This is a genomic window from Winogradskyella sp., from assembly GCF_028282165.1.
Taxonomy (GTDB): domain Bacteria; phylum Bacteroidota; class Bacteroidia; order Flavobacteriales; family Flavobacteriaceae; genus Winogradskyella.
This window is the reverse complement of the sequence record NZ_JANQIM010000009.1, coordinates 59,557-79,218: the sequence shown is the minus strand read 5'-3', so window position 1 is coordinate 79,218 and position 19,662 is coordinate 59,557. Positions and strand designations below refer to the sequence as shown.

The window sequence follows — 19,662 nt, the reverse complement described above, 5'->3', positions numbered from 1 at the left end:
AAGCGATTTTCCAAATTCGATGTCATTCCTACATAGTGCCTGTTAAATTTAACACTATAAATTATATAAACAGAAAACATTCCTTTATTCCAAAATGTCCGTAAATGCTCTAGCCACTGAGCCTGCCCGAATGAATTCGTTCAGGCGGGCTAATGCCCCAAAATCTTAGTGCTAGCAAAAATAAACTTTATTATTACAAATTCTACATGCCAACAAAAGTAATTCTGGTTTAATTTAAATTATTTAAGCCCACTCAACACCAAAACAGGGATACTCGAGCTATGAAAATCTTTCTTTAAAATGATATCGTCTTCCCAAAGCTTAGAGAAAAATCCGCGATGGCGCCTTACCACACACAATAGATCAGGACTATGATTCTTGTAGTGCTCTAACACGGCTTGAAAAGTCGTTGGGCTATCGGCCTTCGTGGTATTGGTAATCATACCTTCTAGCTCTTCATTCAGTTCAAAGTCACCAGGATTATGATAAGGTGTTTTTACCAATAGAATATTAAGAACCGCCTTAAATTGATTTTTAATACTTTGCAAGGGTTCCAAGACACCTTCTTTTCTTATAATGGCCGACTTTACAGCCAAGAGCATTTTTACAATAGGCTTATAGACATAGCCTTCGGGAACAATTAAAGCTGGGATTTGCGTACGCTTTACAATCCTACCTGATGTTTTTCCTAAGTACACTTCATCCTTAATGGAATTAGTTCTGGGTTCTAAAATGATTAAATCTACACCTAAAGCTTCGCAAACTCTCTCTATAGTGTCAATTAATTTACCTTTAAAGGTTTTGGTAATCACCTCAACACTTTTAGTATCTATAGAGGCTACATGAGATTCTAGGAATGCCATAGACTCACGCTCGAGAATGTGGTCGACTTTAATCATGGTTCCTGCTTTGGTGTAAACATTATATATTTGAATGACATAAAGTTTTGCGCCAAAAGCTTTTGCAAAATCAACTGCATATTGTAAATGCGACTGAGCGTTTTTGGAGGATCCAACAGGAACTAAAATCGTTTTCATAATTTAAATTTATTATTAAAGTAAATTGTTATGCGAACAATGCTTTAAAATAACAGAAATAGTATCTGCCAAAGACCCATTATGGGCTTTGGGGCAAAAGTACATATTATAAATGATACGTAAAGGTAATTCAGAAGATATAGAATCCATCATGAGTTTAACCAAGGCCTGTGCTAAAGCCATGATTGCTAAAGGCATCTATCAATGGAACGAGCATTATCCTAATGCATCCGCTTTTCAAAATGATGTTAGCCGAAACGAACTCTATATTTTGGAGGTAGATGGACAATTAAAAGGCACTATTGTGATTTCCACATTTATGGATGAAGAATATTACCCAATTGATTGGTTAACTAAAAGCGAAAACAATATTTACATTCATCGTTTAGCAATTCACCCAAAGCTACAAGGTAAAGGTTATGCGCAGCAACTTATGGATTTTGCAGAGCAATTCGCCATAGATAATAGCTATAGTTCTATACGATTAGACACCTTCTCACAGAACAAAAGAAACCAAAAGTTTTACGAACTTCGCGGCTATAAACGATTAGGGGATATTTACTTTCCCAAACAGAGTAAATACCCTTTTCATTGTTACGAACTAGTGCTTTGAGTACAACAAGTATTTCTTTAAAACATATCAACAGACTCGCTATTCCAGCTTTAATTTCTGGCATATCTGAGCCTATTTTGTCCTTAACCGATGCGGCCATCATTGGTAATATGGACTATGATGCTACAGAATCCTTAGCAGCCGTTGGTATTGTTACCACATTTTTATCCATGCTTATTTGGGTCCTAGGGCAAACACGTAGTGCCATTTCTTCCATTGTATCTCAATATTTGGGAGCTGATAAATTAAGTGAGGTAAAAAATCTTCCGGCTCAAGCGATGTTTATTATTACGTCTCTAAGTGTTTTAATCATTTTAGCCACTTATCCTTTTGCGGCTCAAATTTTTAAACTCTATAATGCTTCGGATTTAATCCTTAAATACAGTATAGATTATTACCAAATCCGTGTTTTTGGGTTTCCATTCACATTGTTTACTATAGCCGTTTTTGGGACCTTTAGAGGACTTCAAAACACCTATCACCCGATGCTTATTGCTATTACAGGTGCTGTAGCTAATATCATTCTCGATATTGTTCTGGTTTATGGCATAGAAGGATTTGTTCCTGCCATGCATATTAAAGGTGCGGCCTATGCGAGTGTCATTGCGCAAATTATTATGGCTTCGCTTTCGGTATACTACATCCTTAAAAAAACAGATATTCCTTTGTTGGTTAGATTTCCGTTTAATCCAGAAATAAAGCGCTTCATATTAATGATCGTCAATTTATTTATAAGAACGATAGCTCTTAATGTCGCTTTATATTTCGGCACGAGTTATGCCACTAAGTACGGCACTACTTATATTGCTGCATACACTATTGCCATTAACCTTTGGTTTTTGGGGGCCTTTCTTATAGATGGTTATGCAAGTGCTGGTAATATCTTATCTGGTAAGCTTTTTGGAGCTAGGAATTATAAAAGTCTTATTGCATTGAGTAATAAGCTCATAAGGTACGGTGTTGTTGTAGGGCTCATCATTGGTAGTATTGGCGCACTACTATATCATCCCATAGGCCAAATATTTACAGACGATAAAGAAGTTTTGAATGAGTTTTACAATATCTTTTGGATGATTCTAGCCATGCAGCCTTTATGCGCTCTAGCTTTTATTTTTGATGGTGTTTTTAAGGGCTTGGGGATGATGCAATACCTTAGAAATGTCCTATTGTTTTCAACACTGCTGGTCTTTATTCCAGTGGTGTTTTGGACTGATCTTATGGACTACAAATTGTATGGTATATTTACGGCATTCACCCTTTGGATCGTTGCTCGCGGACTGCCATTAATCATAAAATTCAGAAAAACATTTAAATCCCTTGCACAAAACACGTAAATTTGGCCGATAAATCAGTATTTATTGGTATAGGCATTGATTAGAGCATTTATATATTTATTACAAGAGGTTGATATAGACCAAAAACTAAAGGAAGCACCCGATGATAGTTATGCTATTGGCATTTTTATTGGGAATTTACTACCCTTTGTGGTATTGGTCTTTATAGCCTATGCGATTTACAGATATAATAAAAACAGAGTAAAAGACGAATAAAGTGGGAAACGGACTCTTTCTAATTTTAGCAATTGTGCTGATTATCATCTACTTTTATAATAGAAACAGAAGACGTTAATGAGTAACATACGAATTACAAAACAATTTTCTTTTGAAGCTGGCCATGCACTTTACGGTTACGACGGCAAGTGCAAAAATTTACACGGCCACAGTTATCATTTATACGTAACTGTCATCGGTACTCCGATTGATGACAATACCAACGTGAAGTATGGTATGGTCATCGATTTTGGGGATTTAAAAAAAATTGTGAAAGACGAAATCGTAGATGTCTTTGACCACACTATGATTTTCAATAAAAATACACCGCATTTAGAATTAGCGAATGATTTAAAAAGCCGCGGTCACGATATCATTTTAGTAGATTATCAACCGACAACAGAAATGATGATCATTGATTTTGCTGAAAAAATAAAACGGCGCTTGCCAGACAACATAAAATTACATTCCTTAAAACTTCGAGAAACGGCTACCAGTTTTGCCGAGTGGTATGCTAGTGACAATGAGTAATAATTACCACATAGAAATACCATCAGGCAAGAAGATTTACTTTGCCTCGGATAATCATCTTGGGGCACCAACCATGGAAGCTTCAAGACCTCGTGAGAAAAGGTTTGTCGCTTGGTTAGATGAGATAAGACACGATGCTGCTGCCATCTTTCTTATTGGTGATTTATTCGATTTTTGGTTTGAATATAAAACCGTTGTCCCCAAAGGTTTTACTAGAACATTAGGAAAATTAGCCGAAATCGGCGATTCTGGTATCCCAATCTATTATTTTGTGGGGAACCACGATTTATGGATGAGCGGCTATTTTGAAGAGGAATTAGGGATTCCTGTATATCACAAACCGCAAGAATTTACTTTTGAATCGACTACTGATCACAATCGAAGTACTTTTTTTATTGGTCATGGTGATGGTTTAGGACCAGGAGATAAAGGTTATAAACGCATGAAAAAAGTCTTTACCAATCCCTTATTTAAATGGTTGTTCCGTTGGTTGCATCCAGATATCGGTGTAAAAATTGCGCAGTATTTGTCAGTCAAGAATAAACTGATTTCTGGTGATGATGATGCCAAATTCTTAGGTGAAGACAACGAATGGCTAGCCATTTACAGCAAACGCAAGCTTCAAGAAAAACATCGCGATTTTTTTGTTTTTGGGCATCGGCATTTACCCCTAGAGATTGCACTTAGTGAAACCTCAAAATATTTTAACCTTGGCGATTGGATATCCTACTACACCTATGGCGTTTTCGATGGGGATCAATTTGAGCTTAAAACGTATTAAAAGCACATTACTTGTTTTGTATAAGAGAATGCGGTAAAATGATGTTTATCTAATTTTATCCAATTCTTCAATACCTGAAAATTTAAAAAGATGCTCAATAGGCTCATCTAGGGCCTTGGCAATTTTATACAAAGAAAATAGTGTTACATTACGCTGCCCTTTTTCCATAAGGTTATAGCCACTATGCGTAAACCCACATCTATCCGCAACAAATTTTTGCTTTAAATTCTTCTGTATACGCATATGCCGCAAATGTTCGCCTAATAGAAGCTGTAGAGCTGCTTTTTGCTTTTTTTCTTTCGGTGTTAGATTGAGCAATGCTAAAGATAAGTTTGATTAATAGCTCTATAAAAATAAATCTAAATAGAAGAAGTACTTTAAAAACACCTATCAACCACAAAAAACATCTATAAAGTGTACCATTAATAAAAAAATTCCCATATATAGAAATTTTTTTGTTGATTGCTTCCATTTAAAACTTATAGTGGCAACCGAAAAGCTTATAGAGTAGGTGAAATATTAATATTTAATATTTATGAATTTAGAAAATTTTAGGTGTCCAGGAAATGAACAAATCAGAATTAGTTGGTGTTGATGGTGGAGGTTTTTGGGATGATATTCTAGGCGTTACTTTAGCAATTCCAACGCAAATCTATGTTTATGGTCAAGGATGGATAGCAGGATTTAAAGAAGGTAGTAGAGAAGTATAATTAAAAATAAAGAAAATGAAAGAATTATCAAATTTAGAACTAACACAAATCAATGGGGGTGATTTCTTTGAAACCATATTCGCCGTTGGATTTGCATCTGGATATGCTGCTGGTACACTACTAGATGCGGCTCATGGATTATGGGATGGTTTAATGGGTGTTGAAGCTCATTAAAAATTTAGAAAACTGTATAACTTAAAGTCAATTAAAATGAATTTAGAAGACTTAAATCAAAAAGAATTATTAGAAATTAATGGTGGTACGGAAGAAAGTTATAACTTGGGTCATGCAATAGGATCTCATATAAGATCTGGTATTGAGACAATTGGTAATATTATTTCTTGGGCTGCTGATTTATTACCCTTTGGTGAATAAGTAGTTTTTACAATTCAATTGAGGCTGTGCGATTAAAGTTGCACAGCTATTTTTTATGGATACTTATAATGCGTTTTTTAATTTTTTAGTTAGGCCAAGTAATTCTGAAAGCAATAAATTACCTCTTAAACTAGTGCTTAGTGAAATAGTTTTATTATTTCTATTAAAACTGGCTTTATCGTTTGTTGCTGTACTGATAATAAATACCTTAACTAATATTGAAAATGTCGGCATTAATGTATTAAAAGGAAGTTGGTCGTTATTAAAATTATTGTTGATAGGCGGTTTAATAATGCCTGTATCTGAAGAGATAGTCTTTAGATTACCTCTAAAGTTTAACCCATACTTTGTTTTGCTTTCTAGCTTACTATTATCGTATGGACTAATAACAAAATTGTACTTTAAGGTGTCTTTTTTTTCTTTAGAAAATACCTTTTTTTATCGCATATTGATTTCACTATCAATTGGTTTTATTCTGTTTTTGATAACAAGGAAATCTAAATCTATCTTTGAATATCTTTGGAAAAAGTGCTTTAAATGGATTTTGTACGGCTCAATTATAGTTTTTGCCCTACTTCATATAGGAAACTATAAGTTATCTAATCTAGATTATTTATGGATTCCCTTAATAATTTTTCCTCAATTGGTTAGTGCTTCAGTTTATAGTTTTATAAGAATCAGACATGGATTTATTTTTTCATGCTTACTACATATTTTCAATAACACCTTAGTGATTATAATATAACATAATAGGGTTTATAATGGTTTTAAGAATGTTATCCTACACTGTACAAGAACTATATCTTTTTCTAAACAATCCAAAAAAGATTGAGCCAAACAAGAAAATAAAATTCAAAAATCTTTTTATTCAATTTTTGATTTTTGATTTCTGTGCATGTGTGGCTTATGGGTTACTTAATTCTATTCTATTTCAAATTTCTGACGATTATAAACAGGTATTTAATAATAGAAACATAGTAACAAACCCTTTTGTAAGCAGGTGGGCAATAGTCATTTTAATTGCTCCGATCCTTGAGGAACTCGCATATAGACTTGGGCTAAAAATCAACAGAAGAAATGTGTCCATTAGTATTGGCATACAACTAATTATATTTTTAACAATTTTAGGTGTAATCAGTTTACCATTGCATTTTAAGATATTATTGATGGTTATGGCATCTGTAACGAGCTATATGATATTGAATGAAAAGATGTTATTGTTTTTTGCACAAAATAAAAACACTTTTGTCTATTATAATATTATATGCTTTGGGCTTTTACATGCCTTTAACTTTAATTATTTTCTATCTTGACATTATTTGTTTATTCCTTTTTTAGTTTCAATACAAACGGTATTGGGAATATACCTTAGTTATATAAGATTGAAAAACAACTTTTTAATAGGTTTAGGCATACACATACTCCATAACGCCATATTTTTTGGGTTGGCATTCATAATTAGATAATCAAAAAATGTAACAATGGAAAAACTGAGTTTTAATAAAAAATCAGAATTAAAAAGAAAATTTTTAATGTTTCTTTTAGGATTCCTTTTTGCTAAATACGTTGTTATCAAAAATTGGGGTATCATTAAGAACTTCTTTTCTTAAAAACTTGCACCTCTATCCAAACCGACTTCACAACCTAGAAAATCTACGAGCAAAAAGAACAGTAAAATATTCTTAAAAATTTCTATATATAGAAATTTTTTTATTAATTGCCTACATCTAAAATTTATAGCGGTAACCGAAAAGCTCATAGAGTAGGTGAAATATTAATATTTATTATTTATGAAAAAATTAGAATTAAATGAAATGGAATCCTTTCTTGCTGGTGATAGTGAAACAAGAAACTGTTTTTTACGAGGAGTAGGAATTGGAGTTTCTCTTCTTTTTGGATTATGGCCTGCAACTATTGCTATTGCTGCAACAAGTAGTCATTGTTTCGAAGTTTAAACTTATTATTAACTAAAAAACACCAAATTAAATGCTGAAAATTAAAACTATTACCTTGATTAACTCTGTATTATTGTTATTGATGATAATCTTGGTTAATTATGAGTTTTTAAGAATAAAAACAATATTGGACGTATTCTTAATTCCCTTATTTACAATTAATTGTGGTGTTTATATTAAAATTATTAAAGATGAAAAAAATAGAAATAAATAATTTGAACGAAATTACTGGTGGAAGTGACCCAAGTAACTTAGAATGCATGCTTTTAGGCGGTGTGAGTGTAGGGCTATTCCTCGTAGGAGGGCCAGTAGGTTGGGCATTAGGGATAGCATCTTTGGCCCATGGAGCCGATAGATGTTGGTAAAAACTCCTTAATCTACCAATTCTAAACAAGCCAAGAAGTAATATCAGTTATCACTTCTTGGCTTTATTGATATTTTAGATTAATTAAAATCCCAATTTTAAAGGTGAACAATACAGTTAGTTTTCTCTTATTAACAGTTATAACACTCTGCTTTGGAGTCATTTCAAAGAATTTATTAAATACTGAAGCATTATTTGTCAACTCATTAGCAGAACAGCTTACAGCGCAACAAATAGAAGAACTATTTGAGATTCAAAAAAAATGGGAATGGCTAGGCTACGCCATAATACCGTTACTCTTGTTATTAAAGATAGTTATTATTTCGGCTATCATTGATTTGGGCTGTTTTCTTTTTAATCTTAAACTAAAATACAGGAAGATTTTTGGCATGGTCACCAAAGCCGAGTTTGTGTTTTTATTAGTTATTGTATGTAAAACGCTTTGGTTTTATTTCTTTAAAGACAATTACACCCTAGAGGACTTGCAATACTTTTACCCCTTATCCGCATTAAGTATGGTGGGCTATGAAGGTATAGATGCTTGGTGGATATATCCACTACAAACCTTTAATTTATTTGAGTTGGCCTATTGGTTGATATTGGGCTATTTGTTAGGCAAAGCCTTAAATAAAACTACGGACAAAGGCCTATCTATTGTAGCGAGTAGCTATGGCGTTGGTCTACTTATTTGGGTTGTTGGCGTGATGTTTTTTACCTTAAATATGAGCTAGTCCAGCTAACAACAACTTCTATAACAGATGAAAACCTATTTAAGAATTGGCATTATAGTCATTGTGGTTGCTACTTTTGTCTACCTTGGTTTTAAGGTGGGTCATAATATACAAAAGAAAATAGATTCTGCTGAACGTTTAGAAACCATCCCGGATTTTGAGTTTCAATCTTTGGAAGATGATATATTTACAAAGGACAGTCTAAAGGCTAATATGCCTACCCTCTTAATTTATTTTAATAGCACCTGCGACTTTTGCCAACATGAAGCCAAAAGTATCGTCGAACATTTAGAAGATTTTAAAAACGTTCAACTGCTCTTTATATCTGAAGAACCAAAGCACAGCATTAAAACGTTTGCTGTAGACTATAAATTGTACAATCAACAAAACATAACATTCTTACATGATAACACTCATAAGTTTACTGATAGATTTGATGCTAACACTATTCCTTACCTGTTAGTGTATAATGAGAAAGGAAAATTAATAAAACGCCATAAAGGGCAACTCAATGCCAAAGGCATTTTAAAGCTATTGCATCAAAAATTATAAAAAATGTAAAGTGGCGATGTATAAAGATTCTAATTTACATCAAAAACATCTAGAAAAAACCTTTATTCGTCAGCACGACCAAAGTGATTGTGGCGTTGCCTGTTTGTTATCTTTAATACAGTATTATAACGGCACCTGTTCCATAGAAAAATTACGAGAATTAAGTGGCACGAATAAGCAAGGCACTACATTATTAGGGTTATACCAAGCGGCAAACAAATTGGGTTTTACGGCTCATGGTAATGAGGCAGATATGCAAGCACTGATAGATCATGGTGACCCTTTAATTCTCCACGTTGTTATAGAATACCGATTACAGCATTATGTAGTTTGTTATGGTTATAAAAACGAGACATTTACTATCGGAGATCCAGCTAAAGGGATTGCCAACTATACCAAAGAAGAATTGGATGCTATCTGGATCTCTAAAACCTGCTTAACATTAGAACCTAATGCAAATTTTGTAAAAGCCAAAACTAAGGCCAATGAAAAAAAGCAATGGTTTATTAAGCTATTAAAAGAAGATTACAGACTAATAGGTTTTAGTTTTTTACTAGGTTTGGGTATGGCCGTTTTGGGTATGGCCATGGCCATATTTTCTCAAAAGCTCATCGACGATATCTTACCCTCAAAAGATTTTAAAAAGCTTATAACTGGGATTGCGTTAGTAGCATTTTTACTCTTAATTAGGGTTTTATTTACGGCCTTGCGGGATTATTTTTTGATCCGCCAGACCAAAGACTTCAACAACCGTATTATTGATAGCTTTTATACCTCACTTTTACACTTACCCAAACCCTTTTTTGATACACGTAAAATAGGTGAGTTAGTTGCAAGGCTAAATGATACCCAACGTGTACAACGTGTCATTAGCAATGTTATTGGAAATGTAGCCATTAATGCTTTGGTTACTTTAAGCTCCTTAGGTTTTTTGTTTTACTATTCATGGCAAACAGGAATCATTGCATTTGTAAGTCTACCCATCTATTTCTTGCTAATATACAGTTTTAATAAGCGAATCATCAACGCTCAAAAAGAAGTTATGCAAGGCTATGCCTTTAGCGAAAGTAATTACATTACCTCAATGCAAGGGATTGCAACTATAAAGAATAATAACAGGCAATCCATATTTCAGAATATAAACCAACTTATTTATGGAAATTTCCAAGAGAAAAACTTTAATCTAGGGAAAATAAATGTACGTCTCTCTGTGTTTTCTGGGGTATTCAGTGTGGTTTTTTTAATAGGTACCTTAGTGTATTCCTCCATACAAGTGTATAATGCATCCATACAATTAGGTGAACTAATGGCTATTTTGGGCATAGCAGGTTCATTATTACCGTCTGTAGCAAGTTTGGCTTTAATCACAATTCCTATTAATGAAGCAAAAGTCGCTTTTAACAGAATGTACGAATTTGCATCTATTGAAAAAGAATCAAAAGGTTCAGTTGCTTTGAAAGACTTTGAGCGCTTAGAGCTTAAAAACTTAGGATTCCGTTTTGCAGGGCGACAACAATTATTTTCTGATATGAACTTATCCGTTTCTAAGAATGAATGCATTGCCATTGTTGGTGAGAGCGGAAGTGGAAAAAGTACTCTTGGGCAAATACTTCAAAAGTTTTATTCTTTTGAAAATGGAAATATCATCATAAATAATTCAAATAGTATAACTGATATAAAAACATCCGACTGGCGGAAAATTATTGGGGTAATCCCTCAAGAGATTACAATTTTTAGTGGTAATGTGATATCCAATATTCTATTAGGAAAAGAAGATTCAATTGAGAATATTCAGGCTTTTACCAAGCAATATGGTTTTGAAGGATTTATAAAGAGTTTGCCTCAAGGTTATGCAACAATTTTAGGTGAGAAAGGTATTAATTTATCTGGTGGACAAAAACAGGTTTTAGCCTTAATGCGAGTGTTATATAAAAAACCTCAACTTCTCATATTAGATGAGTCTACTTCTGCAATGGATAGAAAAACAGAACAGTTTGTGCTACAACTTTTAAACAATCTAAAAAAGGAAATGACGATTGTTTTCATTTCACATCGATTAAATTCTCTAAAACATATTACCGATAGAATTTATATTCTAGAAAATGGTAATACCACAGTAAATGGAACACATGAAGAATTAATGAAAACCAATAATTTCTACAGCGAATTTTGGTCGGAGTTGAAGAGACCAAGCTTAATGAAATAACCTAAATAAAACTTTAATTAAAAAAATTTGAATAGTAAAAAGGACACTATTACAATCTTTGGAAAAAACAAAACTTGGTTTAGTATCCTTTAACATAATGATCCTCAATGTCTTTTTGTAAATCAAGTTCGCGTAATGGTTTATTCCTAAGACTCATTACCACAACCGTTAAAAGGGTTACGGTACCACCTAACACCACTGCTAAGGGTGCACCAAATATTTTTGCCGCAATGCCGCTTTCAAGTGCGCCAAGCTCGTTGGAAGACCCAACAAACATAGAGTTTACGGCACCTACACGTCCTCGCATTTCGTCTGGTGTCTTCAATTGTAAAATGGTTTGACGTACCACCATCGAGATACCATCAAACACACCAGAACAAAATAATGCTATAACACTGAGCCACATTAATTTTGAAGCGCCAAAAATAATCATACAGACTCCAAACCCAAACACAGAAACGAGCAATTTTTTACCTGTGTTCTTCGTGATGGGAATATAAGTCGTCGCAAGCATCGTAATAATACTTCCTGAAGACAATGCCGCATTTAAAATGCCAAATCCCTTTGGCCCGGCATCTAGAATATCTTTTGCAAATACCGCAAAAATGGCTACGGCTCCACCAAATAGAACAGCGATCATATCTAGTGTAAGAGCACCTAAAATCACTTTATCATTAAATACAAACTTAATGCCCGACTTTAAACTTTCTTTTATGGATTCGTTAGTAGCTTTATTCAAAATTGGCTTTTTTTCAATTTGTAAAACCAACGCTAAGGCAATCATAACCAATAAAAATATAAATCCTAAGGTGTAATGCACACCTATCCAAGCAATTAAAAATCCACCGCACAACGCACCAAAAACACTTGCGCCTTTCCATGTACTACTACTCCAAGTTGCAGCGTTTGGATATATAGCCTTCGGAACTAGCAAAGCGATCAATGAAAAAATAGTTGGGCCAAAAAATGCCCTTAGTACACCACCAAAAAACACTAAGCCATAAATACCAAATAAGATGGTATTGGTTTCCCAAGTTGATTCAGTGGTTTCAGAAGTTAGCCAAAACAACCCAAAACTGATCAAAGAAAATAAGGCAATACAAAGCGTGAATAAATTTCGCTTTTCTTTTTTGTCCACGATATGCCCTGCAAAAGGCGCTAGGAAAAAAGCTGGTAAAAACTCACATAGCCCTATAATACCTAGTGATAATGGATTTTCTGTTAACGCATAGACTTGCCATTCGATCACTACAAATTGCATTGACCAGCCAAAAACAAGAGCGAATCGCAATAAAAGAAAAATATTGAATTCCTTAAATCGTAGCGCTGCGTATGGATCGTTTTTTTGCAATTATGATTGGTTATAAAAACAGAAAGGGCTATCCCTATTTTAGTTTTAATTACAAATGTAAAACAAGTGCTGCCCTTATTTTAGTTTTTTGTTAAATTGTAACATAAAAGAAGCTATTATTTTAGCTTCTTAAGGTTTTATATCCTTTAATTTCAATTGTAAACTCACGGTACCGTTCCAATGATTTTCATCAATAGTATAAGCGATATCAAAGGGGTTCCGTTTCTTAATAATATCTATTTCATTTCCTAAACCAAAACCAATGGCTACAACTTTATCTGCAAAAGATTGTGTTGCTGTAAAGCGAAGGTGCTTATCCTCTTCACCAACACATTTTCCCCAACCAGTATCTGTAACACCTTGGGTCATAAACACTGGAGTCATATTTCCTGGTCCAAATGGGGCAAATTGGCGAATAATTCGCATTAATTTGTTATCAATCTGATTTAAACTAATTTCTAAATCTACCTTTAGTTCTGGGGTCAATAATTTTGGATCAATCGTTTCTTTTACAACAGATTCGAACTTTGCCTTAAACGCTTCGTAGTTTTTGGGCAACAAGGTTAAACCAGCTGCATATTTGTGACCCCCAAACTGTTCGATATATTCTGAACAGGCTTCCAAAGCATTGTAGACATCAAATCCCTTTACAGAACGTGCTGAAGCCGCCAATTGATCCCCGCTTTTCGTGAATACCAAAGTAGGTCTGTAATAAGTTTCTGTTAAGCGTGAAGCTACAATACCGATGACGCCTTTATGCCAATTCTCATTATAAACTACAGTCGTAAAGCGGTCTTGCTCGCTATTGTTTTCAATTTGAAGCAAGGCCTCTTCAGTAATTTGCTTATCCGTTTCCCGTCGATCTGAATTAAACTGATCGATATCCACGGCATATTCGGCCGCTAGATTAAAATCGGTTTCCGTTAAAAGCGTTACTGCATGGTTGCCATGTTTCATTCGTCCTGCAGCATTAATGCGTGGTGCAATAATAAACACCACATCGGTAATGGTCATTTCTTCTTTTTTGACCTCAGCAATAATAGCCTTCATACCAGGTCGAGGATGAGTATTAATCACTTGTAATCCCAAATAGGCTAATGCTCTATTTTCACCAACAATAGGTACAATATCAGCACCAATAGCAGTGGCTACCAAATCGAGATATTCTACTAAATCTTCAGCCTTTTGTCCTAGTTTTGAAGCTAAGGCAGTAATAAGTTTAAACCCAACGCCACAACCACAGAGTTCCTTAAAGGGATAACCGCAATCCTCACGTTTTGGATCTAGAACAGCTTCTGCATTAGGCAATTCATCTCCTGGTCTGTGATGATCGCAGATGATAAAATCAATCCCTTTTTCTTTGGCGTAGGCAATCTTATCAATGGCTTTAATACCGCAGTCTAAAGCAATGATTAATGAAAACTCATTGTCACTTGCAAAATCAATGCCTTGATACGAAATGCCATAACCTTCTTCATAACGATCTGGAATATAAGTCGCAATATTATCGGTTCTTGTTTTTAAGTAAGATGACATTAATGCCACAGCCGTAGTACCATCTACATCATAATCGCCATACACCAAGATGTTCTCGCCATTGGCTATCGCCTTTTCGATTCTAGATACGGCTTTGTCCATATCTTTCATTAAAAATGGATCGTGTAAATCATCAAAACTAGGTCTAAAGAAAGTTTTAGCCGCTTCATAGCTGTCGATGCCACGCTGCAACAATAAGGTAGCAACAATATCCTCGACTTGAAGGGCTTTTTTTAAGGCTTCAACTTTTGAAGCTTCTGGTTTTGGCTTAAGTGTCCAACGCATAAAGATTAAATGTTACGCTTGGTGCCTATATGATACACAATGTTGGTTTTTATCTCTGCAAAACGCTTAAACATTTCCATAACACCACAGTACTTTTCAACAGACAGGTCCACAGCGCGTTCGCATTTCTTTTTATTTAAATCCGAACCATAAAAATGGTACTCTACCTCAACGGAATGGTAATATCTGGGATGCTCATCGGTGAGTTCACCAACCACTTCAATTTTAAAATCATCGATGTCTTCATTCATCTTTTCCAATATGGAAATCACATCTAAAGCAGAGCAACCCGCTAAAGAGGACAACATCATGGCTTTGGGTGACAGGCCATAGCGCTCATCCTGACCTTCAATATCCGTATCCATAATCACTGTCTTTCCACTTGGGTTGTCTGATTCAAAGGTTAATCCACCTTGCCAATGCGTTACGATTTTATCTGCCATTTACTTTAGTTTAAATTTTAGAACAGTTATCTTGTACGTTCAAAAATACCACTAAAAAAATAACTATGGCATTAGTAACTCCGTTATCTCCAGAACACGATTTAGAAACCAAAGAATTAGCCGAATTCTTTAACGAAACCCTTGGATTTTGCCCAAATTCCGTACTCACCATGCAGCGCAGACCAGCCATTAGCAAAGCTTTTATTAATTTGAATAAAGCCGTTATGGCCAATGAAGGTCGCGTAACCTCAGCATTAAAACGCATGATTGCTTGGGTTAGTAGTAATTCTACTGGGTGTCGTTATTGCCAAGCCCATGCTATTAGAGCAGCGGAGCGTTACGGAGCGGAACAAGAGCAGCTTGATAATATTTGGGACTACAGAACACATCCTGCATTTTCTGAGGCGGAACGCGCGGCTTTGGATTTTAGTTTAGCCGCTTCTTTAGTACCAAATGCCGTGGATGCGGACATTAAAAAACGGTTGTATGCGCATTGGGACGAAGGTGAAATCGTAGAGATGCTCGGTGTGATTTCTTTGTTTGGTTACCTCAACCGTTGGAACGATTCTATGGGTACTGATATCGAAACAGGTGCGGTTGAAAGTGCCGACCAATACCTGGGTAAACATGGTTGGGAAAAGGGTAAGCATGATGGGACGATTTATTAGTTTGCAGTAGGCATTTGCGGTTCTCAGCTTGTCATTCCGGCCCTTCGACTTCGCTCAAGATAAACTACAGCAGGAATCTCGAGTGTTAGACTATTTAGATAATTTCATATTAAGATAAAATTATACTCTAACTAGTCTCATTAATGGCTCAAAAGAATAAAGAGCTGCTCTTCTTCCAGATGACTCTTCTCTAGTAATAATCAATTCATTTTCTAACAAAGTTCTGGTAAATCTAGATGCCGTAGGTGCTGGTATTCCACTATTTGAAGTAAACTTATTGTTTCTAAATATTGGATTAGTAAAAATATAGTCTAAAGCGTTTACGCTATATTTTGAAGACAGAACTTCTGAAAATATACTTTTCATTTCTTCATAAAGATCTTTAATCTTCTCTGCTATTTCTAAATTTCTCATAGCTTGATTCTCTACAGCATTTAAGAAAAATGCACACCAACTCTCCCAGTCGCCATTCTTTGAAACATTTCTCATTGTGTCTATATATAAATCCTTATTCTCCTCTAAATATCCACTGATATAAAAATGCGGTGCAGATATTATCCCAGAAGACCAAAGATAAAGTGTAATTAGTATTCTTCCTATTCTTCCATTACCATCTTGAAAAGGATGCAACGCTTCAAATTCAACGTGCATTAAAGCTGTCTTAATAAGAACTGGATGAGCAGTCTCTTCATCTAAATATTTCATCAAAGCTTCAATACCTTCATCTAATTTTTCAGGGCTAATCGGAACAAATAGAATATTTCTTTTAAGCTTATCTGCTAAATAATTTTGTTCGTGCTTAAATCTACCAGGTGATTTTGTTGCCCCTCTCCCAAAAAACAATAATTGTTGATGCATTGTTTTTATTAAACTTTTAGAAAATTTGTATCCATCTTCCAAAGCTTTTTGTGCATTAATCAATGCTCTTTGATATAAGATTGTTTCAAAAACATCTGACCTAAAATTCGAATTTTTATTAGGAACACCCTCAACGTCTGCTTCAAATTGTAATATCTCGTCAATTGTACTTATAGTTCCCTCCATTCTAGAAGATAGTACAGCCTCTTGATTTCTTAAAGGAGCTAGAAGTATTTCACTATTATGCATATTTTTTAACATTTGATCATATCTTGCAATTGCATCTGTAGCTCTTATCAATTCATTTATGAATTTATCATATTTTAATTCGTAGGGGGGGAATTGACCATAATGATAGTCAACTGCTTTTTCAAAATTTAAATCCATTTTATTTGATCTTAACTTATTAACACCTAACTATTTTGATGTTAATAAATTGTTTTTTTTGATAGACAAAGTAAATTTACGTAAATATATTGACATCAAACCTTTTTGATTATCATTTTTTAGTATTTATGATATTCAAATGCATTTGATAGTATTTTCTAATAATCTAAAAAATTAGCTAATCGTTTTTGTATAAAAATGATAGACTAAATAATGTTATTTATAATTATATGCAACTCAGGCACCACCAATTCCTCAAACCAAGGATTTTTGGCACGCCAAAAGCGATTGGTTGGTGATGGATGCGGAATGGGAAAATACATGGGCAAATAACTTTTGTAATCGCCAACACGTTCCGTTAAGTTCTTTTTATCATCTAAATAATAATTCTGCGCATAAGCTCCAATTAAAATTACCAGCTCCAAATGTGACATATTATCAAATAAAAGTTCGTGCCATTGCGGCGCACATTCTGGTCGTGGTGGTAAATCGCCTGTTTTGGCTTTGCCAGGATAACAAAAACCCATGGGGATAATGGCAAAGTTTTCGGTATTGTAAAATTGTTCGTCAGTAACATTAAGCCATTGTCTTAGCTTCTTGCCACTTTGGTCGTCCCAAGGAATTCCAGATTGATGGACTTTGGTTCCTGGTGCTTGCCCAATAATGACAATTTTTGAGTTGGGATGCGCCGTAACTACTGGTCGTGGTCCCAAGGGTAAATGGGCCTTGCAAATGGTGCATTGGCTGATATTGTGAAGTAGTTCTTTCATTTAATAGTCTGTGTTGAGACACTCCGACTGCACTCAGTGTGACAGAAGCTTCATTTTTTCCCGCCAACCACAATGACAATTTCTCCTTTTGGTGGTTTATTGGTATAATGATCCAAAACCTCTTTTGCTCTGCCTCTAATCGTTTCTTCATAGAGTTTGGTTAATTCTCGAGATACCGAAACTGGTCGATCCTCACCAAAATACTCACAGAAATTTGATAATGTTTTTATTAGCTTGTGTGGACTTTCGTAAAAAATCATGGTTCGAGTTTCTTCTGCCAGTAACTGCAATCTTGTTTGACGTCCTTTTTTTACGGGTAAAAAGCCTTCAAACACAAACTTATCGTTAGGTAGACCACTATTCACCAAGGCAGGCACAAAAGCCGTAGCACCTGGTAGACATTCAACATCAATATTGTGTTCTACACAAGCCCTTACCAATAAAAATCCAGGATCTGAAATGGCTGGAGTCCCAGCATCGCTAATGACAGCAATTGATATTCCTGATTTTAATTTTTTTACCAAAGCATCAACCGTTTTATGCTCATTGTGCATATGATGGCTTTGCATTGGTGTTGAAATCTGAAAATGTTTTAAGAGCTTTCCAGAAGTTCTGGTGTCTTCGGCTAAAATTAAATCAACGTCATTTAAAACTTCAATAGCTCTAAAGGTGATGTCCTTTAAATTTCCTATTGGAGTGGGTACGAGATAAAGTCTACTGTTCATTAGTCTCTAATATATTTTCCTAAGAAATATGACGGGAAAATAGCAATGAGCCCATAAAGTGAAAAACCAAAAATACCATGGCCTGCATAATGATGTGCCGCTGTAGCTAATACCAAATCAAAGAAAAAACCAGCATAAGCCCATTCGGTTAGCCATTTATTCGGTCGCCATAGGATAATGACTACGCCAATGACTTTTAAAACTGCTAACGGAATAACAATATATGTTGGGTAATTAAAGCTTTCAAAAAAACCTTTAATCATTTCTGTCTTAACAAAGTACATGTAAGCTGAATAAGCGAAAATTCCACATAAAACAACAGAACTTACCCAGTATATAATTTGTTTAATGCGCATTAATGGAATTTACCCTCAACGATTTCAATAAAGCGCTCTTCATAGTCTTCTTTGCCTTCCCAGTTGTTATAATCTGGCTTCACTAATTGGTAAATAAAGTTTTGAGCTTCTTCAAAAGAGGCTGTTGTATTGATTTGAGAAATGACGCGTTCATAATCTTCATTTTTCCCTTCAAACAAATGCTTAATAAACGCTAGCTTATTATTCAAATCTATTTTAAGACTATTGCCTTTAAGTCTTTCGTTTAAAGATTTTTTTGTCTGTTCAGCCTCACGCTTTTGGGCTTCTTCGATTGGTTCAAACTCTGGCAAATCCGCAAAATCCGAACTTATATTCTCGAATTCTATCGTTGTGGGTTTTTCCTTAGTTACTGCCTCTTCGATCATCATATCGACTTGTTGTGTCTCTTCAGGCATTTGAGCGACCATATCTTTAATTTTTTCCATCACAGGTTCCATAATACCATCATCTTCAACCTCATCTAAATTGATATAAGTCTTATTCCCAATTTCTATATTGTCGCTCACTTTATTATTAAAGGCAGTATCTAACATATCAAAAAATGATGAGTCATTGCCAATAGTTGGCATATCATCCTCAAAATTTTCTTGGGCAAACTTTAAGACGGTCAACTTTTCATAAAGTTTAGCAACTTCTTCGTGCATTCTATTGACGTCTTCTCTCCCCTTTAGTTTTAGAATCCTATGCGCGATGCTGATTAATTCTGATTCTAACTTCTTTTTCATGTGATTTATGTTTATTGTTTCAGTAAAGTCACAAGGAACATCTTTAAACCATATTATTCTTTCTTAAAAATAAATAGTAGATGTTTCATCTTAATTACTTTTGATTTTTAATATTTTTGATTGACCTTTATA

25 protein-coding genes are annotated in these 19,662 nt (G+C 34.6%); 15 read left to right on the top strand and 10 right to left on the bottom strand.

Annotated features, from left to right (window positions below; translation table 11 throughout):
* Nucleotides 1-239 precede the first annotated feature (239 nt).
* Complete coding sequence (locus tag Q0972_RS04370) at nt 240-1,037, bottom strand: universal stress protein (protein WP_299363071.1); 798 nt, start codon at nt 1,035-1,037, stop codon at nt 240-242.
* Nucleotides 1,038-1,149: 112 nt separating this feature from the next.
* Between Q0972_RS04370 and Q0972_RS04365 the strand changes: the two genes are divergently transcribed.
* The 5 genes from Q0972_RS04365 (at nt 1,150) to Q0972_RS04345 (ending at nt 4,512) form a co-directional block, all read left to right on the top strand.
* Nucleotides 1,150-1,650 (top strand): GNAT family N-acetyltransferase, encoded by a 501-nt coding sequence (locus Q0972_RS04365; protein ID WP_299363069.1) that lies wholly within the window; start codon nt 1,150-1,152, stop codon nt 1,648-1,650.
* Nucleotides 1,629-2,984 carry an MATE family efflux transporter gene (locus Q0972_RS04360; RefSeq protein WP_299363066.1) on the top strand — a complete coding sequence of 452 codons (1,356 nt, stop codon included), beginning with the start codon at nt 1,629-1,631 and terminating at the stop codon, nt 2,982-2,984. The genes Q0972_RS04365 and Q0972_RS04360 overlap by 22 nt, the downstream gene beginning before the upstream one ends.
* Nucleotides 2,985-3,020: 36 nt before the next feature.
* Nucleotides 3,021-3,200, top strand: a complete 180-nt coding sequence (locus tag Q0972_RS04355; protein WP_299363084.1) for a hypothetical protein — start codon at nt 3,021-3,023, stop codon at nt 3,198-3,200.
* Nucleotides 3,201-3,278: 78 nt separating this feature from the next.
* On the top strand, nt 3,279-3,731 hold the full coding sequence (locus Q0972_RS04350; protein ID WP_299363063.1) for a 6-carboxytetrahydropterin synthase: 453 nt from the start codon (nt 3,279-3,281) through the stop codon (nt 3,729-3,731).
* A 10-nt stretch (nt 3,732-3,741) separates the two neighbouring features.
* Complete coding sequence (locus tag Q0972_RS04345) at nt 3,742-4,512, top strand: UDP-2,3-diacylglucosamine diphosphatase (protein WP_299363082.1); 771 nt, start codon at nt 3,742-3,744, stop codon at nt 4,510-4,512.
* A gap of 45 nt (nt 4,513-4,557) precedes the next feature.
* Here the strand turns inward: Q0972_RS04345 and Q0972_RS04340 are convergent, their stop codons facing one another.
* Nucleotides 4,558-4,764 carry a helix-turn-helix domain-containing protein gene (locus tag Q0972_RS04340; RefSeq protein ID WP_299363080.1) on the bottom strand — a complete coding sequence of 69 codons (207 nt, stop codon included), beginning with the start codon at nt 4,762-4,764 and terminating at the stop codon, nt 4,558-4,560.
* 314 nt (nt 4,765-5,078) lie between these two features.
* On the opposite strand from Q0972_RS04340, the gene Q0972_RS04335 reads away from it, so the two are divergent.
* The 9 genes from Q0972_RS04335 to Q0972_RS04295 all read left to right on the top strand — a co-directional run bounded on the left by Q0972_RS04335 (nt 5,079) and on the right by Q0972_RS04295 (nt 11,405).
* Entirely contained in the window at nt 5,079-5,222 is a 144-nt protein-coding gene (locus Q0972_RS04335) for a hypothetical protein (RefSeq protein WP_299363061.1), read from the top strand.
* A 15-nt stretch (nt 5,223-5,237) separates the two neighbouring features.
* Nucleotides 5,238-5,396 carry a bacteriocin gene (locus tag Q0972_RS04330; protein ID WP_299363058.1) on the top strand — a complete coding sequence of 53 codons (159 nt, stop codon included), beginning with the start codon at nt 5,238-5,240 and terminating at the stop codon, nt 5,394-5,396.
* Between the two features lie 36 nt (nt 5,397-5,432).
* Complete coding sequence (locus tag Q0972_RS04325; RefSeq protein WP_299363055.1) at nt 5,433-5,597, top strand: hypothetical protein; 165 nt, start codon at nt 5,433-5,435, stop codon at nt 5,595-5,597.
* Nucleotides 5,598-6,370: 773 nt separating this feature from the next.
* Nucleotides 6,371-6,910, top strand: coding sequence for a hypothetical protein (locus Q0972_RS04320; protein WP_299363052.1), 540 nt, complete (start codon nt 6,371-6,373; stop codon nt 6,908-6,910).
* Nucleotides 6,911-7,387: 477 nt separating this feature from the next.
* Complete coding sequence (locus tag Q0972_RS04315; protein ID WP_299363049.1) at nt 7,388-7,552, top strand: hypothetical protein; 165 nt, start codon at nt 7,388-7,390, stop codon at nt 7,550-7,552.
* A 191-nt stretch (nt 7,553-7,743) separates the two neighbouring features.
* Complete coding sequence (locus Q0972_RS04310; RefSeq protein WP_299363046.1) at nt 7,744-7,917, top strand: hypothetical protein; 174 nt, start codon at nt 7,744-7,746, stop codon at nt 7,915-7,917.
* 103 nt (nt 7,918-8,020) lie between these two features.
* Nucleotides 8,021-8,647, top strand: coding sequence for a hypothetical protein (locus Q0972_RS04305; protein ID WP_299363044.1), 627 nt, complete (start codon nt 8,021-8,023; stop codon nt 8,645-8,647).
* Between the two features lie 27 nt (nt 8,648-8,674).
* Nucleotides 8,675-9,199 (top strand): peroxiredoxin, encoded by a 525-nt coding sequence (locus Q0972_RS04300; RefSeq protein WP_299363042.1) that lies wholly within the window; start codon nt 8,675-8,677, stop codon nt 9,197-9,199.
* Nucleotides 9,200-9,215: 16 nt separating this feature from the next.
* Complete coding sequence (locus Q0972_RS04295; RefSeq protein ID WP_299363078.1) at nt 9,216-11,405, top strand: peptidase domain-containing ABC transporter; 2,190 nt, start codon at nt 9,216-9,218, stop codon at nt 11,403-11,405.
* Nucleotides 11,406-11,484: 79 nt separating this feature from the next.
* On the opposite strand, the gene Q0972_RS04290 is transcribed toward Q0972_RS04295, so the two are convergent.
* The 3 genes from Q0972_RS04290 to Q0972_RS04280 all read right to left on the bottom strand — a co-directional run bounded on the left by Q0972_RS04290 (nt 11,485) and on the right by Q0972_RS04280 (nt 15,020).
* Nucleotides 11,485-12,756: an MFS transporter gene (locus Q0972_RS04290; RefSeq protein WP_299363039.1), complete on the bottom strand. Its 1,272-nt coding sequence runs from the start codon at nt 12,754-12,756 to the stop codon at nt 11,485-11,487.
* Between the two features lie 129 nt (nt 12,757-12,885).
* Entirely contained in the window at nt 12,886-14,577 is a 1,692-nt protein-coding gene (recJ, locus tag Q0972_RS04285; RefSeq protein ID WP_299363036.1) for a single-stranded-DNA-specific exonuclease RecJ, read from the bottom strand.
* Nucleotides 14,578-14,582: 5 nt separating this feature from the next.
* Entirely contained in the window at nt 14,583-15,020 is a 438-nt protein-coding gene (locus Q0972_RS04280; RefSeq protein ID WP_299363034.1) for an OsmC family protein, read from the bottom strand.
* A 65-nt stretch (nt 15,021-15,085) separates the two neighbouring features.
* On the opposite strand from Q0972_RS04280, the gene Q0972_RS04275 reads away from it, so the two are divergent.
* Nucleotides 15,086-15,688, top strand: coding sequence for a carboxymuconolactone decarboxylase family protein (locus Q0972_RS04275; RefSeq protein ID WP_299363031.1), 603 nt, complete (start codon nt 15,086-15,088; stop codon nt 15,686-15,688).
* A gap of 120 nt (nt 15,689-15,808) precedes the next feature.
* Here Q0972_RS04275 and Q0972_RS04270 read toward each other — a convergent pair whose 3' ends face one another.
* From Q0972_RS04270 to Q0972_RS04250, 5 genes are all read right to left on the bottom strand, one after another.
* A complete protein-coding gene (locus tag Q0972_RS04270) occupies nt 15,809-16,933 on the bottom strand; it encodes a Fic/DOC family N-terminal domain-containing protein (protein ID WP_299363029.1) in 1,125 nt (374 codons plus the stop codon).
* Between the two features lie 206 nt (nt 16,934-17,139).
* A complete protein-coding gene (locus Q0972_RS04265; RefSeq protein WP_299363027.1) occupies nt 17,140-17,703 on the bottom strand; it encodes a uracil-DNA glycosylase family protein in 564 nt (187 codons plus the stop codon).
* Nucleotides 17,704-17,753: 50 nt separating this feature from the next.
* Complete coding sequence (rsmI, locus tag Q0972_RS04260; protein WP_299363025.1) at nt 17,754-18,428, bottom strand: 16S rRNA (cytidine(1402)-2'-O)-methyltransferase; 675 nt, start codon at nt 18,426-18,428, stop codon at nt 17,754-17,756.
* Nucleotides 18,428-18,784, bottom strand: coding sequence for a DoxX family protein (locus Q0972_RS04255; protein ID WP_299363022.1), 357 nt, complete (start codon nt 18,782-18,784; stop codon nt 18,428-18,430). The genes rsmI and Q0972_RS04255 overlap by 1 nt, the downstream gene beginning before the upstream one ends.
* Nucleotides 18,784-19,530 (bottom strand): hypothetical protein, encoded by a 747-nt coding sequence (locus Q0972_RS04250; protein ID WP_299363020.1) that lies wholly within the window; start codon nt 19,528-19,530, stop codon nt 18,784-18,786. Before Q0972_RS04250 ends, Q0972_RS04255 begins: the two co-directional genes overlap by 1 nt.
* Nucleotides 19,531-19,662 lie beyond the last annotated feature (132 nt).